General features: G+C 68.3%; 15 protein-coding genes. 8 read left to right on the top strand and 7 right to left on the bottom strand.

Annotation, left to right across the window (positions count from 1 at the left end):
- The first annotated feature begins 1 nt into the window (after position 1).
- Positions 2 to 640 (top strand): histone deacetylase, encoded by a 639-nt coding sequence (locus ABT313_RS37560; RefSeq protein WP_350864115.1) that lies wholly within the window; start codon positions 2 to 4, stop codon positions 638 to 640.
- Here the strand turns inward: ABT313_RS37560 and ABT313_RS37555 are convergent.
- Entirely contained in the window at positions 608 to 2,650 is a 2,043-nt protein-coding gene (locus ABT313_RS37555) for a M6 family metalloprotease domain-containing protein (protein WP_350864113.1), read from the bottom strand. The genes ABT313_RS37560 and ABT313_RS37555 overlap by 33 nt on opposite strands.
- Before the next feature lie 189 nt (positions 2,651 to 2,839).
- On the opposite strand from ABT313_RS37555, the gene ABT313_RS37550 reads away from it, so the two are divergent.
- From ABT313_RS37550 to ABT313_RS37540, 3 genes are all read left to right on the top strand, one after another.
- Positions 2,840 to 4,198, top strand: a complete 1,359-nt coding sequence (locus ABT313_RS37550; protein WP_350864111.1) for an NAD-dependent succinate-semialdehyde dehydrogenase — start codon at positions 2,840 to 2,842, stop codon at positions 4,196 to 4,198.
- An 84-nt stretch (positions 4,199 to 4,282) separates the two neighbouring features.
- Positions 4,283 to 5,734, top strand: a complete 1,452-nt coding sequence (locus ABT313_RS37545; RefSeq protein ID WP_350864109.1) for a tol-pal system YbgF family protein — start codon at positions 4,283 to 4,285, stop codon at positions 5,732 to 5,734.
- A 14-nt stretch (positions 5,735 to 5,748) separates the two neighbouring features.
- On the top strand, positions 5,749 to 6,549 hold the full coding sequence (locus ABT313_RS37540; RefSeq protein WP_350864106.1) for a hypothetical protein: 801 nt from the start codon (positions 5,749 to 5,751) through the stop codon (positions 6,547 to 6,549).
- Here the strand turns inward: ABT313_RS37540 and ABT313_RS37535 are convergent.
- On the bottom strand, positions 6,489 to 6,617 hold the full coding sequence (locus ABT313_RS37535) for an excalibur calcium-binding domain-containing protein (protein ID WP_350864954.1): 129 nt from the start codon (positions 6,615 to 6,617) through the stop codon (positions 6,489 to 6,491). The two genes, ABT313_RS37540 and ABT313_RS37535, sit on opposite strands and share 61 nt — an antisense overlap.
- On the opposite strand from ABT313_RS37535, the gene ABT313_RS37530 reads away from it, so the two are divergent.
- Positions 6,607 to 7,161, top strand: a complete 555-nt coding sequence (locus ABT313_RS37530) for a hypothetical protein (protein ID WP_350864985.1) — start codon at positions 6,607 to 6,609, stop codon at positions 7,159 to 7,161. The genes ABT313_RS37535 and ABT313_RS37530 overlap by 11 nt on opposite strands.
- Positions 7,162 to 7,209: 48 nt before the next feature.
- Here the strand turns inward: ABT313_RS37530 and ABT313_RS37525 are convergent, their stop codons facing one another.
- A complete protein-coding gene (locus ABT313_RS37525) occupies positions 7,210 to 7,701 on the bottom strand; it encodes a winged helix-turn-helix transcriptional regulator (protein WP_350864103.1) in 492 nt (163 codons plus the stop codon).
- A gap of 65 nt (positions 7,702 to 7,766) precedes the next feature.
- Here ABT313_RS37525 and ABT313_RS37520 point away from each other — a divergent pair, with 65 nt between their 5' ends.
- Positions 7,767 to 8,309 (top strand): PaaI family thioesterase, encoded by a 543-nt coding sequence (locus ABT313_RS37520; protein ID WP_350864100.1) that lies wholly within the window; start codon positions 7,767 to 7,769, stop codon positions 8,307 to 8,309.
- On the opposite strand, the gene ABT313_RS37515 is transcribed toward ABT313_RS37520, so the two are convergent.
- From ABT313_RS37515 to ABT313_RS37505, 3 genes are all read right to left on the bottom strand, one after another.
- Positions 8,306 to 9,568, bottom strand: coding sequence for an aspartate aminotransferase type Ic (locus ABT313_RS37515; RefSeq protein ID WP_350864097.1), 1,263 nt, complete (start codon positions 9,566 to 9,568; stop codon positions 8,306 to 8,308). The two genes, ABT313_RS37520 and ABT313_RS37515, sit on opposite strands and share 4 nt — an antisense overlap.
- A gap of 54 nt (positions 9,569 to 9,622) precedes the next feature.
- On the bottom strand, positions 9,623 to 12,025 hold the full coding sequence (locus ABT313_RS37510) for a transglycosylase domain-containing protein (RefSeq protein WP_350864094.1): 2,403 nt from the start codon (positions 12,023 to 12,025) through the stop codon (positions 9,623 to 9,625).
- Between the two features lie 97 nt (positions 12,026 to 12,122).
- Positions 12,123 to 12,728, bottom strand: a complete 606-nt coding sequence (locus ABT313_RS37505; protein ID WP_350864091.1) for a TetR/AcrR family transcriptional regulator C-terminal domain-containing protein — start codon at positions 12,726 to 12,728, stop codon at positions 12,123 to 12,125.
- Positions 12,729 to 12,786: 58 nt separating this feature from the next.
- Here ABT313_RS37505 and ABT313_RS37500 point away from each other — a divergent pair, with 58 nt between their 5' ends.
- On the top strand, positions 12,787 to 13,731 hold the full coding sequence (locus tag ABT313_RS37500) for a quinone oxidoreductase family protein (RefSeq protein WP_350864088.1): 945 nt from the start codon (positions 12,787 to 12,789) through the stop codon (positions 13,729 to 13,731).
- Here ABT313_RS37500 and ABT313_RS37495 read toward each other — a convergent pair.
- Complete coding sequence (locus ABT313_RS37495; RefSeq protein ID WP_350864085.1) at positions 13,728 to 14,765, bottom strand: zinc-binding dehydrogenase; 1,038 nt, start codon at positions 14,763 to 14,765, stop codon at positions 13,728 to 13,730. The genes ABT313_RS37500 and ABT313_RS37495 overlap by 4 nt on opposite strands.
- A gap of 101 nt (positions 14,766 to 14,866) precedes the next feature.
- Between ABT313_RS37495 and ABT313_RS37490 the strand changes: the two genes are divergently transcribed.
- Positions 14,867 to 15,733, top strand: a complete 867-nt coding sequence (locus ABT313_RS37490; RefSeq protein WP_350864083.1) for a helix-turn-helix transcriptional regulator — start codon at positions 14,867 to 14,869, stop codon at positions 15,731 to 15,733.
- The last annotated feature ends 2 nt before the right edge of the window (positions 15,734 to 15,735 follow it).

Below are 15,735 nucleotides of genomic sequence, written 5' to 3'. Positions count from 1 at the left end.
GATGGAGCGAGTCTGGTACGTCGCCTACGGTTCCAATCTCGCTCTTGGGCGCTTTCGGTGTTACCTCGCCGGCGGGCGGCCGGCCGGCGGGGCGCGGGACTATCCGGGCTGCCGCGACCACAGTGACCCCGAGGCGATTGCTGGTGTCGAGGTGCCCGGCGGGCTCGTGTTCTCTGGTACGTCGAAGGTGTGGGGTGGAGGCTCGGCCTTCTACGACGCGGGCGCTGACGGGATCGTCGCCGGGCGCGCCTACCTGCTGACGCCGGATCAGCTCGGTGACGTCGCCGCGCAAGAGATGCGCCGCGAGCCCGGCGGCGAGTTTGCCGTTGACCTCGCCGGTCTGCTGCCCATGGTCGATTCACTGCACACGATGGGCCCGGGCCGCTACGAGACCGTGGCCCGCTTGGGCGAGCGGGACGGCGTACCGATGTTCACGGTCACGCATGGGACCGTCGCCGACCTCGAGCCGTCCGCGCCGACTGCGTCGTACCTGCGGTGGATAGCCACCGGCCTGGTTGAGGCGCATGGGTGGGACATTGGGCGCGTGGTCGAGTATCTGCACGCGGCGCCGGGCGTTCGGTTGGGGTGGACGCCCGGCGCGTTGCGGTCAATGCTTGATGGCGATGCAGGTGGCGGTTGAGGTTTTGGTGGGGTCGCTTTCGGAGGTGGCGGTGAGGGTGATCTTGCCGATCGGGCCGGTGCCGGGCTTGGTGTAGACGGGGACCTGGACCCGCTGGCCGGCGTTGGCGGTTGCGAGGGCGCTGGGTAGCGCGATCGGCCAGCCGTTGGACTTCGCGGACAGGCGGTAGACGTCGCCCTTCAGGTACTGCGTGATGTCCTCCGGGCCGGACGTCGTACCGGACTTGCCGGTGTTCGTGAGGCTGAAGTTGCAGGTCTGTACGCCGGTGCGGTCCGGCTTCGCCACCGTGGGCAGGACGCGGACGCCGCGCTTCTGCGCGCCCGAGCCGTCGAGCGAGCGGATCGCGACCGTGTACGACAGCACGCCCTTGCGGTCGCGGTGGACGTTGGTGATGTAGAAGTGCAGGCGGTTCGCGGTGTCGGTGTACTCGTACTCGCTGCCCGAATTCGTGCCGGCGTGGAAGAGCGCGTCCGACAGCTGGCGGTAGTCGCCGATCGTGATCGGGACCTTCGTGCCGTCGGGCAGGACGTAGTCGGTCATGTTGATGTCCTGCGGGTTCGCGTCGACGACCCACTCGAACGGCGCCCGGTCCTGGTTCTTCGTCTTCGCCAGCAGTACGCCGGAATCGGGCGTGAACGAGTCCGTGCCCATCCGGTCGACCACCTCGACCGTGTAGTTCTGGTATCCGCGGCCGTCGCACATCGGATCCGTTGCCGCGTCGCACGGCGCGTCGAGATCACCGGCGCCGCCGAGCTCGATGTTGACCCCGGACAGGTCCTTCGGTCCCGGGTTCACGCTGCGCGCGGTGACGTTCGCGATCACGACGCCTGACGACGCGAGGGCTTCGCGGGAGAGCCTGAGCACGTTCTGCTCGTCGACCATCTGCAGCTTGATCTTGTTGCGGAGCATGTGTTGCGCGCCCATCGACGCGCCGCCGGTCGCCGGGATCATCCACCGGCTGTGCGGACCGCCCGGGCCGTTGAAGCTGCCCCGGGACAGCATCTCCCAGATGCCGGTATAGGCGCGTCTGGCGGGGACGCCGTACGGGTTGTTGTAGTTGTCGCCGATGCCGAGGATGTGGCTGAACTCGTGTGCGAACACCGCCATCCCCGAGCTCTCGGCCTGCGTGGACGAGCCGCCGCCCGCGTTCGGCCAGATCGACGAGCCGGCGGCCCACGACGTCCAGTCGACGTACCGGGTGTCGGACCAGTTCGGCAGTGCCGGGTCCGGCGGGCCGAAGTCGTCGGTGACGTCCTCCTTGGTCGGGAACTTCATCATCCCGAACTCCTGCCAGGTGGATGATTCGTCCTGCCCGGCGCTGAGGAAGAACACGAAGTCGTAGCCGGCCGGTACTTCGGGGCCCTGGTCGGCGACCCAGGCGGCCTTGCCGTCGGTGCGGATGTCGCGGTCGCAGTTGTCGCCGGCCGGACACTCCGCCGGGCTCTGGAACTCCATGCCGTACTCGTGCGACTTACCCGGCATCCGGTACGGGCCGAACGCGGTGAGGTCGACGCCGTACCGGCCGCCGGAGTCCTCCATCCAGTACTCGTGCAGCGTGTGCCCGTGGTTCAGCGGCTCGGGCTTGTTGAGGAAGTCGTGGTAGAACGACGCGACCTGATCCCGCGGTAGGCCGTTCGCCGCGGCGCTCGGATTGCCGAAGACGGTCGAGCCCTTCGGCTTGGTGATGACGAAGTCCTGGTTGGGATAGTCGAGCAGCACCAGCGCGCCTTTGAAGGTGCGGACCGAACCTTTGACGTTCGGGTCGGCCCAGTTCGTCCCCGGCGGTTTCGTGTAGTCGTCCCACGTCATGTGGTCCGGGTTCTCCCAGTTCTGTGGGTCGATCGGACCCGGCAGACCCTTGGAGACGGTCTTCGCGACCCGCTGGTCCTGCCCCGACTCCTGCCACGGCTGCTGCTGCGGCCAGTGCGGGTACTGCCAGGCGTTCACGGGATCAGGAGGAGTGCTCGGTACGGCGAGCGCCATCGACGGCACCGACACAGCAGCCAGCACCGCAACCAGCCGAAGAACACGACGAACTTTCCGTTGCTCAGACACGGGCGGGCATCCGATCGACGAAGGGGCGGAACATCGAGTAAGTCATGAGCATGCCTGGCGAGACGCCTGACCACAACAGGTCGGATCACTGTATACAGTATGGTGGCGATGTGAGCGGTGTCCCGGCTCTGGATGGAGGAAGCGATGTACTCAGTCACCGACCCGGCAAGTGGGCAGCTGGTGGAGGAAGTGGCCAACTCGACCGAGGAGGAGGTGCGGGGCGCGATCGGGCGGGTGTACGACGCATACCCGGACTGGCGACGTCGATCCGTGCACGACCGGGCCGCGATCGTGGCGCGGGCCGCGGACCTGTTCGAGCAGCGGGCCGACGAGCTGGCGGACATCATGACGCTGGAGATGGGGAAGCGGATCAACGAGGGCCGCGGCGAGGTCGGCATCGTGGTCGACATCTTCCGGTACTACGCGGAGCACGGGCCGGCGTTGCTCGCCGACGAGCCGATCGACATCAAGGGCGGGAACGCCGTCATCACCAAGGGCCCGATCGGCGCGCTGCTCGGGATCATGCCGTGGAACTTCCCGTGCTACCAGGTGGCCCGCTTCGTCGCGCCGAACCTCGTGCTGGGCAACACGATCCTGCTCAAGCACGCCTCGATCTGCCCGCGGTCGGCCCGCGCGATCGAGGAGATCCTGCACGCGGCCGGCGTACCGGACGACGTCTACGTGAACACGTTCGCGTCCAGCCGGCAGATCCCCGCGATCCTCGCCGACCCGCGGATCGCGGGCGTCTCGCTGACCGGGAGCGAGCAGGCGGGCATCTCGGTCGCGGCCGAGGCCGGCAAGAACCTCAAGAAGACCGTGCTCGAGCTCGGCGGCTCCGACCCACTCGTCATCCTCGACACCGACGACATGGACGAGACCGTCAATGCCACCGCGACCGCCCGGATGCGCAACTGCGGCCAGTCGTGCAACGCGCCGAAGCGGATGATCGTCCTCGCCGGGATCTACGACGAGTACGTCGACCGCCTGACAAAACGCGTCGCGGAGTACTACGTGCCGGGCGACCCGTCCGACCCGTCGACCAAGCTCCCGCCACTCGCCTCGACCGCGGCCGCCGACGAGGTCGCCGCCCAGGTCTCGAAGGCGATCGAGCAAGGCGCGACCCTCCGCGCCGGCGGTCGCCGCATCACGCCCGGCGCGTATCTCGAGGCGACCGTCCTCACCGACGTCACGCGAGAGATGGACGCCTACTACGAGGAGATCTTCGGCCCGGTCGTGATCGTCTTCAGGGCCGCCGACGAGGACGACGCGGTCCGGCTGGCGAACGACACCCCGTTCGGTCTCGGCGCCTCGGTCTGGGGCACCGACCCGGTCCGCAACCGTCGCGTGGCCGACCGGATCGACGCCGGCATGGTCTACCTCAACCGCGCCGGCGGCTCCCAGGCCGACCTTCCGTTCGGCGGGATCAAACGCTCCGGCCTCGGCCGCGAACTCGGCCCGGCCGGCATCGAGGAGTTCATGAACAAGAAGTCGATCCGGCTCTGAATGTCAGGAACCGGCCATCGGGGTACGGCGCCCCACGCGCCCGGTCACAGTGGGAGTGACGTCCCGTGACCGAGAGCGATGCATATGAGCTACCAGCAGTTTCCGCCCCCGCAGGGTACGCCGTACCCGGGATCGCCGCCGAAGCAGCTCGGCCCGCACGACCCGCTAGCCGTTGCCCTAGGCAACGCTTCGTTCCTGGGGCTCGGCTACTTCCTGATCCGTCGCTGGCTCTTCGGCGTCCTGGGTCTCGTCGGTACGGCGATCCTCGTCGTCCTGCTGTGCACTCAACGGAAGACCGGCTACGAGTTCGCCGTGCTCGGGTGGGGCGTGCTCCAGATCGTCCACGGCTGGCTCCTGGCCCGTAGCCAGCGCCTGCGGGCGGCCAGTCGTACCAAGCGGCTGGTCGCTCTGGGCGCCGCCCTCGTCCTGCTCGGCGGTGTCGCCGTCGGACGGTACGACGCGCAGCGGATCGACAAGCAGGCGGTCGCTGCGCGCTCGGCCGGCGACTGCGGCGGCGTACGGGCGGCCGAGGCGAAGTACAACCTCGGGCATCGGATCGGCGACGCGCCGCGGACCGTCCGCGTCGAGGGTGATGTCGCGGCCTGCGATCGGATCGAGGCCGCCGACGCCACGTTGAAAAGCGCCACGGCGTTGGTCGACGTACCCAGGATGAAGACCGGCTTTGACCAACTGTCGGCCGTCGCCGCGGACCCGAACCAGCAGCAGACCGTGGGCCGCGCCGTCGACCAGTTCGTGGCCAGGTTTCCGCTGAAGGACTCGTGTGCGAGTCTCGAGGTGACCGCCTGGTTGCGGACCCGCAAGCCGGTCGGCAATGTCCTCGACCGGCCGAACGCGCTCGTCCCGAAGCTCGAGCCGAACGCGCTCCTCGGCTGCGCCGACGCGCAGGCAGCCAAAGCCGACTGGGCGCACGCGCGGAGCACGTACCAACTGCTGGTGACCCGCTACCCGCACGCGAAACAGGCGGTCCGGGCGCGCGCCGGCGTACAGAACGCCAACTACCAGATCCTGCAGGCGAAGATCCGTGCGGAGCTCCAGCGCGTGCGCAACCTTGTTTCATCCGGCGGATACTGCGAGGCGCCCGCGAAGTACAGCCCCGCACCGCGGCTTCGCGTCGGCGTCAACCGGGCGGTGTTCTCCGGTGCGAGCGAGTACACGAGCAAGCTGCCGTCGCAGTGGAAGGGGACCACGGCCGACAACGCGGCCCTGATCGTCTGCGCGGGGGAGGAGACGCAAGGATCGGCCGTGCGCACCTGCCGGTACACGCCCTTCATCGGCTCGAGTGGGTCCGACACCTGGGTGACGTTCTACAAGATCCAGGTCCCGGTCCGCGTGTACGAACTGCGCACCGGCCGCCTGATCCGGACCGGCAACGTGCAGATCAGCGGGTCTGTCTGCCCGGTGACGATCTCGTACACGACGTACAACGGCATCGGCTCGCCCGACACAGAGCAAGACGTGAAGCCGACCGCCGCCACGATCCGAACCGCGTTCCAACCCCTCGTCGCCAGGCCGTGAACCGCGCATACTGCGTGTGGTCCAAGACCGATCCGCATTGCCTGCAGACCTCGATCAGCGCGTACTACTACACGCCGGTACGGGCGATCTTCGTCGGCGCGCTGATCACGATCGGCGTCTGCATGGTGGTGCTCAAGGGCAACACCGAGCCGGAGGACATCCTGCTCAACGTGGCCGGCATCCTGGCGCCCGCGGTCGCGCTGGTGCCGACGCCGGGGCAGGGCACCTGTCACTCGGTGCCGGTGGCCCTCGGCGACGCGGCCGCGAACGTCGCGAACAACATGCTCGCGTTGTTCCTCGTCGGCGTACCGTGCCTGATCCTGACCGCGGTCTTCATCGTCCGGGACCGGATCGAGCACCCGGGTCGCTGGACGCCGATGTACCTCGTCGGCCTGGGCGTCTGCGTGCTGATCTTCGGCGGCGGGCTGGTGTGGTTCTTCGCCGACCGGTCCGGCTTCATCGGGAACGCGCACTACGCGGCGGCGATCGTGATGTTCGTCTGCATCGTCGCGGTGGTGCTGCTGAACGCTGAGCAGTTCCGGCGCAAGCAGCGCAAACACGCCGTACCGCATTCACCGGCCAACAGGTACTCGGTGATCGCGATCGCGATGGTGGTCGCGCCGCTGCTGATGGTCGGGTGGAAGAAGCTCTTCGGCTGGGACCACGCGGTGCTGTGGATCGAGGGCACGCTGATCGTGCTGTTCGCGGCCTTCTGGATCAGCCAGACGCAGGAGCTGTGGAACGACGGGATCCGTCAGGAATTACCGCGGTCACAAGCCACACCGTCGCCGTTGCGGTCGAGCGCGGGGGAATAACCGGGATCGCCGCGGTGGAGGGGTGCCTTACCCGCAGCGCGGACTTCCGCACAGTTCTTGTACGCCACGCTCGCCGGAGCCGCCGTCACGCTGGGAGCCGGCGTTGTTGCCTTTGGCGTCACGGTGGCCGGCGACTCTGATCGCGAACTGACGCTCGTCGCCGTTGGTGTGGTCGTCGGTGGTGCGGCCGGGGTGCTGAACGAGATCTGCGCCGGCACCGAGGTAGGCGTCCGTTCGCCCCGGTCCGGCGTCTCGCTCCGCTCGGCCGGAACTGCCGGTGCTGTCGCGGGCGTCGTCGGCAGGAAGACCGGCGCGGTATCTGTGGAATCACCGCTGCTGAACGGGTTCAGCAGCACCAGCGCCATCAACGCAGCAGGCACCGCGATGATCGCCAGCGTCGTCAGCCTGCGTGGGCCGCCGTACCTGCCGATCGGTCCGCGAACGGCCCGGCCGTACTCGTCGACCCAGAACACCCAGCGATCCGGCGCCTTCGGCCACGACCTCGGCGGTTGCCACCGCCGCGGCGGACGCCAATCCGGCGTCGGTGGATCAGGCCACTCCGGTGGTGTATTGAACTGCCGCACTTTCCGTCCTCCCCGGAGGGCAGCCTAACCACCCGGGCGCGGGGAGAAACATCCGGGGCCACCGAAACCCTTTGTTTTATACGTTTGCCCGCCGCCGCGCTCCCGGACCGGGTCGCGGTACGGCGTCGCGCGGAGTCGTCACCTGGTGACCGGACTCGCAGTACAGTTCGGTGTGTACGGGCGCTCCGCAGTCGCGATGTTCGATCCTGAGCGGCGAACCCTCGGGACCGGCCAGGTACTTGTCGCCCCAGTCGCGGATCGCGATCAGGATCGGGTACAGGTCGAGCCCTTGCTCGGTGAGGCGGTACTCGTATCGCTGACGTGCGCCCGGCTCGCGGTACGGCGTACGCCGGAGGATGCCGTGCTCGACGAGCTTGGCGAGCCGGTTCGACAGCACCTGGCGGGGGATGTCGGTGCGCACTCGCAGATCGTCGAACCGGCGGATGCCGTTGAACACCTCGCGCAGCACGATGACCGTCCAGCGTTCGCCGAGGATCTCCATGGTGCGGCCGATCGGGCAGTTCGCCACCGACCAGTCCAGCGCGTTGTAGGTCGTCAAGCCACTCATCCGGCCATCGTAGTGAGCTCTAGGTCTCGTTGACAGACTCAGGCCGGTGGTGTGAGGCTCGATCTATGACGGAGACTCAGCAGGCGCCGGCGGACGGGGCGCAGTCAGCGTCCGTCCGGAGCCGGACCTTCACGTGGACGGATCCGGCGGAGACCGCGGTACGGGTCGGTACGTCGTCCGGGCTGGAGATGTTGCGGGCGATGCGGGACGGGCTGATCCCGGCGCCGCCGATCCTGCAGCTGGTCGGGGCGACCGGCTTCGAGGCCGAGGAGGGCAAGGTCACCGTGTCGATGCCGGCGGCCGAGTTCCACTACAACCCGCTCGGCTCGGTGCACGGCGGCGTCATCGCCACCCTGCTCGACACCGCCGCCGGCTGCACCGTCCACTCGACGCTGCCGGCCGGCGTCGGCTACACCTCGCTCGACCTGATGACCCGCTTCATCAAGCCGGTCACGGTCGACTCCGGAGTACTGCGTTGCGAGGGCGCGATCATCAGCCGCGGTCGCCGTACGGCGGTGGCAGAGTCTCACCTGTACGACGAACGCGGCAAACTCCTCGCCCACGCAACGTCGACCTGCTTGATCTTCGAGCTACCGCCTCAGGCTTAGGCCTGATCGGCCAGGAGCTTCTCGCCGGCGACCAGGCGGACGCAGGTGGCGAGGCCGGTGATGGCAGCCTCGACCTCGGGGAGCTCGGGGTACGTCGGGGCGATCCGGATGACCTGGTCCGTCGGGTCGTCGCCGTACGGGTGGGTGGCGCCGGCCGGCGTGATCGCGATGCCCGCGGCCTTCGCCTTCGCGACGACCTCCTTCGCGCAGCCCTCCGGGACCTCCAGGCTGATGAAGTAGCCGCCGGCAGGGGCGGTCCACGACGCGAGCCCGGTGCCGCCGAGCTCGGCGGTGAGGATCTTGTCGACCGCGTCGAACTTCGGCCGGATCAGGTCGGCCAGCGTCCGCATGTGCTCCCGCAGCCCGTCGGCGTCGCGCAGGAACTGCACGTGCCGGAGCTGGTTGATCTTGTCCGGTCCGATGCTCCGCTTGACCGTGTGGCTCAGCCACCACTCGATGTTCGCCGGCGACGACCCGAAGAACGCGACACCGGCCCCGGCGAACGTGATCTTCGAGCTCGACCCGAACACGAACGCCCGGTCCGGGTGCCCGTTCTCCGCGCACAGCGCCAGCACGTCGGCGAGCTTCGCGGGGGAGTCGGTCAGGTGGTGTACGGCGTACGCGTTGTCCCAGAAGATCCGGAAGTCGGGCGCGGCGGTCTCCATCGCGGCCAGCCGCCGGACCGTCTCGTCGGAGTACACGGTGCCGTCCGGGTTGCTGTACTTCGGCACGCACCAGATGCCCTTGATCGCGGCGTCCGCCGCGACGAGCCGCTCGACGACGTCCATGTCCGGACCCTCGGGCGTCATCGGCACCGGGATCATCTTGATCCCGTACCGCTCGCAGATCCCGAAGTGCCGGTCGTACCCCGGCACCGGGCACAGGAACGCGAGACCTTCGACGTCCGCCCAGCGCTGCTCGGCCCCCGGCACCTTCCCGAGGAGCGCGAACACGACCGCGTCGTGCATCAGCTCGAGGCTCGAGTTCCCCGCGGCCAGCAGCTGCTCGACCGGCACCTGCAGGTCCTCGGCAAAGATCGCCCGCACCTCCGGCAGCCCCTGCAGACCACCGTAGTTCCGCAGGTCGGTCCCGTCCGCGGCCACCGGCTCACCACTCAGCCCCAGCACACCATTGGCCGCATCCAGCTGCTTCGGCGACGGCTTCCCCCGCGTCAGATCAAGCTTGAGCCCCTTGGCCACCAGCGCTTCGTAGTCCTGCCGCGCACGCTCAACCTGACCAGCCAACTCATCCACACTCACGGGGGAGTCCTTTCACAAGTACTTAGGTGTTGCCCCTAAGCCTAGTGATCGCGGTCAGCCGCCGCGGCGGGGGTGGCATTTGGGGTCCCAGGGCATGCAGGTGGGGAGACCGGGTGGGGGTTTGATTGTCGGCGGCACCGGCGGGATGGTTGGTGGCGTTGTCGGCTGGGCCTTGCTGCCGTTGGAGATGATCAGGGTGACGATCGAGCCGGCGGGGGCGCCGTCCTCCTGGCGGGGGGTGGTCCAGGCGACAGTGCCGGCCGGGGCGTCGGAGTCGACGCGGTCGCCGTGGGACATCACGACCTTGAAGCCCATCGACAGCAGCTTGGCGCCGGCTTCCGCCGGTGTCATGCCCTTGAGGTACGGCAGGTCCTTCACGTTGCCGCGGATGATGAGGTCGCTCGGCTTGGTGAACTTGGTGGTCGGGATGCCCTGCAGGGCGCCCTGCATCGCCGTCTCCCAGACCGGCCCGGCGGTCCCGGAACCGGATGCGTCCCCGATCTCCTTGCCGTTGAGCGTCAGTCCGGCCAGGTCGGTGTACTTCGGATCGGCGTCGGCCACCACCGACGCCGCGGCGAGCTTGGTGGAATAGCCGGCGAACCAGACGGCGATGTTGCCCTGGATCGTACCGGTCTTGCCGCCCAGGTCGTTCTTGCCGAAGTTCAGCTTCGCGCCTGTGCCACCACTCTGCATGACCTGGTGCAGAACGTAGTTGACGCCGTCCGCGACCCCGGGCGACAGCACCCGGTGGCAGTTCGGCCCGGGCGTCGGAATCGGCTTCTGCGTCTTGATGATCGTGATCGAGGTGACGATCTGCGGGTTGCAGTACATCCCGCGGGCCGCGAAGGTCGCGTAGGCGTTCGACAGCATCAGCGGCGTGATGGTGCCGACCGAACCGAGGGTGAACGACGGCACCTGGACGAGCGGCTTCAACGACTGCGCGTCGTACATCCCGAGCTTGCTGGCGATCGTGGCGATCGGGCACAGACCGATCTGCTGCGACAGCTGCAGGAAGTAGGTGTTGGTGGAGGCGCGGGCCGCGTCGACCATCGACGGGTCGGCGATCGTCTTCGTCGAGTTCTTCGGGTTGTACGAATCGACCGAGATCGGCCCGTTGCAGGTGCTGAACTCCTTGCCGCCGAGGCTGATCGTCTGCGGTGAGTTGATCCGGTACGTCGTCGGCACGCCCTTGGCGATCGCGGCCGCGATCGTGAAGGCCTTCATCGTCGACCCGTTCTGGAACCCGCCGAAGCCACCGGGGTAGGACTTCTCGACGTTGTAGTTGTACGCCGTCTGCCCCTTCTTGCCGCCGTACTGGCGACTCTGCGCCATCGCCTTCACCAGGCCGGTGCCGGGCTCGACCATCGTGATCGCCGCGACGGCCTGGTCGCCGGCCTTGGAGTGCGCGTTGATCGAGGTCTGCGCGGCCGCCTGGATCCGCTGGTCGAGCGAGGTCTTGACCACCAGACCGGCGGTCTCGATGTAGTTCTCCTTCTCCGCGTCCGTCTTGCCGAAGGCCGCGTTCTCCTTCAGTTTCGCCACGACGTACTCGCAGAAGAACGGGTACTTCGAGTTCGCGCATCCGCTCGGCGCGATCCGGACCTTCGCGGGGTCGATCACCGGCGTCTTGATCGCGGCGGCCGCCTCCTTGGCGGTGATGATGTTCAGCTCCTGCATCCGGCGCAGGACGACGTCGCGGCGCGCCTTGGCCCGGGTCGGGCTGTCGATCGGGTCGTACCCGGTCGGGTTCTTCACCAGCCCGGCCAGCATCGCGGCCTGCGGCAGATTGAGCTTGGCGGCGTGGACGCCGAAGTAGTGCATGGCGGCGGCCTCGACGCCGTACGAGCGGTCGCCGAAGAAGGCCAGGTTCAGATAGCCGTTGAGGATCTGGCTCTTGGTCATCTCCTTCTCGACCGCGATGGCGTAGCGCAGTTCGGCGATCTTGCGCTCGTACGTCTCGGCGGTGGCCTCCTTGACCTCCTCCGGCGTGCGGGCCTTGTTGATCAGGTTCAGCTTCACGAACTGCTGCGTGATGCTCGAACCGCCCTGCTGGACCCCGCCCGACGACTGGTTGCGCAGCATGGCGCGCAGCGTGCCCTTGGCATCGATCGCGCCGTGCTCGTAGAACCGGTCGTCCTCGATCGCGACGATCGCCTTGAGCATGACCGGGCTGATCTGCTTCAGCGTCACCGGCGTGCGGTTCTGCTGGTACAGCGTCGCGATCGTCTTGCCGTCCGCGTCCTGGATGATCGTCTTCTCGGCCAGCGGAGCGGTCTTCAGGTCCTGGGGCAGGTACTGCACGGTGTCGTGGGCGGTGGCCGTCGTCACGCCGACCAGACCGGCGAAGGGGAGGGCCAGTCCGGCGAACAGTGCTCCGGCGAGAACACTGACCAGCAGGAACACGAACACCGACATCACGACGTTGGGCCGCTTGGCCCGCCGTTCGCCTCTGTGCATGGTTGGGCAGATTACGTCAGGTGGAGGACCTCCGGCACGCTTCCCGTTACGGAATTTACACATTTGCCCAGCGATCTCACCAACAGTGACCGGACTATCACTGCCGGGCGATCACCGAGGCTCCCGCAACGACCACTTCGAGGCAGTCGCGGAACAGGTCGTCCACGGTCCGGCCGGGCGTGAAGTACTCCGTGATCGCGTGCATCGACACCGGGTACGCCGCCCGGTACTGCTCGAGGTCGAAATCGGCGGTGTCGGGCCGGGGCGACTGCTCCTCCAGGGCGTGACCGACCGTGAAGCGCTCGACGGTCAGCACGATGATGCGAGCGTCGCGGAGCGGGATGCCGCGGTCGGCCAGCGTGCTCATCGCGAGCTCGGACCAGGCGGCCGTCTGCCGGGAGAGTTGCGCCATCGACACGACCCGGGCGCCGTCCGGATGGGCGAGCAGGGCCGCGCGCAACTGAAGGGCGAAGTCGGTGAGCCACTCCTGCCACGGCTGGTCCGGAGCCGGCGGGGTGGGGTCGGGCACGATCGCCTCCGCGATCGCCGTCACCAGCGCGGCCTTGTTGGGCAGGTGCCAGTACAGCGTCGGCGCCTGCACGCCCAGGCGGGCGGCCAGCTTCCGCAGGGTGACCCCGTCGAGTCCTTCGGCGTCGAGCAGCGCGACCGCCTCGTCGACGATCTTGGTCCGGTCGAGGCTCACGGAATCGATTCTAACAGTGTTAGAGTGACTCTAACGGTGTTAGAGAGAGGGGTGTGTCATGAAGGCTGCTGTGCTGCACGAGGTGGGCGGCGTCCCGCGGTACGAGGAGTTCCCGGACCCGGTGCCGGCCGCGGGTGAGGTGCTGATCGAGGTGCTCGCGGCCGCGGTCGAGAACGTCGACAAGGCGGTTGCCGCCGGCAAGCATTACGCGAGCGGGAAGTACTTGTCCGAGCTGCCGATGATTCCGGTGTTCGACGGGATCGGGCGGTTGCCGGACGGGACGGTGGTCGGTTTCGGCAACGTGCGCTCGCCGTACGGCGCGCTCGCGGAGCGGACCGTCGTACCGCAGGGGGCGTACGCGCCGATCCCCGAGGGGATCGATCCGGCTGTCGCGACCGTGCTGGCGTCGGCGATCACCGCGCTGACGATGAAGACTGCGGCCGGGCTGCAGGCGGGGGAGACGGTCCTGGTGCAAGGCGCGACGGGTGTCGCTGGGCGGTTGGCGATCCAGGTCGCGCGGCTGCTCGGCGCCGGCCATGTCGTCGCGACCGGCCGCGACGACACGCAGCTCGCCGAGCTCGACGCGGACGCTGTCATCAACACAGCTGTCTCCGACGACGAGCTGCAGCAGGCGTACTCCGATGCCGGCGCGTACGACGTGGTCGTCGACTTCCTCTGGGGCCGCCCGACCGAGATCCTGCTGCGTGCGCTCACACCCGACTCGTTCGCGTTCGGTACGCCGACCCGTATCGTCCAGGTCGGCGAAGTCGCCGGCGCCGACCTCGTCGTACCTGCTGAAGCGCTGCGGACCTCCGGGGTGGAGCTCTACGGCGCCGGGCGCAACCTGAGTCCGGAGTCGATGGGCGAGGCGTATCAGCAGGTCGTCGAGTGGACCCGTGCCGGCGATCTCACCTTCGCGATCGGTCGTGTCCCGTTGAGCGAGATCGAGTCGGCCTGGCAGCAGACGAGTTCGCGCGGCCGACGGGTCGTCGTACAGCCTTAAGGCTGGATCAGGACCTTGAGCGCCTCGCGGTCGTCCATCGCGCGGTAGCCGTCCGCGACACCGTCGAAGCCGACGGTCCGGTCGAATACCTTGCCGGGGGCAACGGTTCCGTCGAGGACGCCGGGCAGCAGCCGCTCGATGTACGCGCGGGCCGGGGCCGGGCCGCCGGTCAGCGTGATGTTCGGCAGGAACAGCGTGCCGAACCCGATCGGCGCCTCGTTGTACTGCGGGACGCCGACGCGGCTGATGACCCCGCCCGGGCGGACCACACCGAGGGCCTGGTCGTACGCCGGCCGGTGGCCGACCGCTTCGAGCACCACGTGGGTGCCGTCGCCGCCGGTCAGGTCGCGGACCTGAGCGATGCCTTCGTCGCCGCGTTCGGCCACCACGTCGGTCGCGCCGAACTCGACACCGAGATCGGTGCGGTCCTTGTGCCGGCCCATCAGAACGATGCGCTCGGCACCGAACTGCTTCGCGGCCAGAACCGCGAGCAGACCGACCGCGCCGTCACCGATCACGGTCACCGTGGTCTTCGACGAGACGCCGCCCTTGAGCGCGGCGTGGTACCCGGTCCCGTACACGTCGGACAACGTCAGCAAGGAGGGAAGCAAGGCAGGGTCCTCGCCGCCAGGCACCTTCACCAGCGTGCCGTCTGCCAGCGGCACGCGGACGGCCTCGGCCTGACCGCCGGCGACGCCGTTCGCGTTCCAGAAACCGCCGTGGCGACAGGAGGTCTGTAGGTCCTCGCGGCAGAAGTCGCAGGTTCCGTCCGACCAGGCGAACGGCGCGATGACGAAGTCGCCTTTCCGCAGGGTAGTGACGTCGCGGCCGAGGTCCTCGACCACGCCGACGAACTCGTGGCCCATGGTCTTGCCGCCCGGCGTGACGGGCAGGTTGTGGTACGGGTGCAGGTCGCTGCCGCAGATGCAGGACCCGACCACCCGCACGACGGCATCTGTTGGTTGCTGGATCACCGGATCCGGTACGTCGATCACGCGGACGTCGCCGGCTCCGTACATGTAAGTCGCTCGCATGGCTCCAGTGAAGGTCACGCAGTGTGGGCGCGGGAGATCCTGTCGTTCCAGGTAATGCCAGTGCCTCCCTCGTCGCTGCCACGGTCCGTAGTGTTGAGGGCATGGACCACCGAGCCGAGATCAAGGAGTTCCTCAGCTCCCGCCGCGCTCGCCTGACCCCGCAGCAGGCGGGTCTGCCGGCGTACGGCGGGAATCGTCGCGTCAAGGGGCTGCGCCGCGAAGAGGTGGCGCTGCTGGCCGGCGTCTCGGTGGACTACTACGTGCGGATCGAGCGCGGCAATCTGGCGGGCGCGTCCGAGAGCGTCCTCGAGGGGCTCAGCCGGGCGCTGCAGTTGGACGACGCGGAGCGGGATCACCTGTACGCGCTGGCTCGCGAGTCCGACGCCGCCCCGGTTCGCCGACGTACGCCGGCGAAGGCGCTGCGGCCCGCGCTCCAGCAGATCCTGGACGCGATCACCGACGTACCGGCGTGGATCCGCAACGCGAACTTCGACATCGTCGCGGCGAACGGCTTGTCCCGCGCCCTGTACGCCGCGATGTTCGCCGACCCACGCCGGCCGGCGAACACCGCCCGCTTCATCTTCCTCGACCCGGCCTCGCGGGACTTCTTCGTGGACTGGGATCGAGCAGCCGACGACACCGCAGCATCCCTGCGCCTCCAGGCGGGCCGGACTCCCCACGACAAGGCCCTCACGCAGCTCATCGGCGAACTCTCCACCCGCAGCGAAACCTTCCGCACCCGCTGGGCAGCCCACGACGTCCGTTTCCACCGCTCCGGCCGTAAGAAACTGCACCACCCGATCGTCGGCGACCTCGAAATCGACTTCGAGGCCATGGAGTTCCCGTCCGACCCCGGCCTCACCATGGTCGTCTACACCGCCCCGCCCGACTCACCCACCCTCGACGCCTTCAAACTCCTCGCCAGCTGGTCCGCCACCGAACCAACAGTTGCTCAAGACAAGGAATAGTT

Origin of the sequence: Kribbella sp. NPDC000426, assembly GCF_040300265.1 — a bacterium.
GTDB lineage: Bacteria > Actinomycetota > Actinomycetes > Propionibacteriales > Kribbellaceae > Kribbella.
Note: the sequence above shows the minus strand (reverse complement) of the source record. Positions and strands in the feature narration are given on the sequence as shown.

Excerpts from the sequence above, each read along its gene's own strand:
- ABT313_RS37560 (WP_350864115.1), top strand. The coding sequence starts at position 2 with ATGGAGCGAGTCTGGTACGTCGCCTACGGTTCCAATCTCGCTCTTGGG.
- ABT313_RS37550 (WP_350864111.1), top strand. The coding sequence starts at position 2,840 with ATGTACTCAGTCACCGACCCGGCAAGTGGGCAGCTGGTGGAGGAAGTG.
- ABT313_RS37545 (WP_350864109.1), top strand. The coding sequence starts at position 4,283 with ATGAGCTACCAGCAGTTTCCGCCCCCGCAGGGTACGCCGTACCCGGGA.
- ABT313_RS37525 (WP_350864103.1), bottom strand. The coding sequence starts at position 7,701 with ATGAGTGGCTTGACGACCTACAACGCGCTGGACTGGTCGGTGGCGAAC.
- ABT313_RS37520 (WP_350864100.1), top strand. The coding sequence starts at position 7,767 with ATGACGGAGACTCAGCAGGCGCCGGCGGACGGGGCGCAGTCAGCGTCC.
- ABT313_RS37510 (WP_350864094.1), bottom strand. The coding sequence starts at position 12,025 with ATGCACAGAGGCGAACGGCGGGCCAAGCGGCCCAACGTCGTGATGTCG.
- ABT313_RS37500 (WP_350864088.1), top strand. The coding sequence starts at position 12,787 with ATGAAGGCTGCTGTGCTGCACGAGGTGGGCGGCGTCCCGCGGTACGAG.
- ABT313_RS37495 (WP_350864085.1), bottom strand. The coding sequence starts at position 14,765 with ATGCGAGCGACTTACATGTACGGAGCCGGCGACGTCCGCGTGATCGAC.
- ABT313_RS37490 (WP_350864083.1), top strand. The coding sequence starts at position 14,867 with ATGGACCACCGAGCCGAGATCAAGGAGTTCCTCAGCTCCCGCCGCGCT.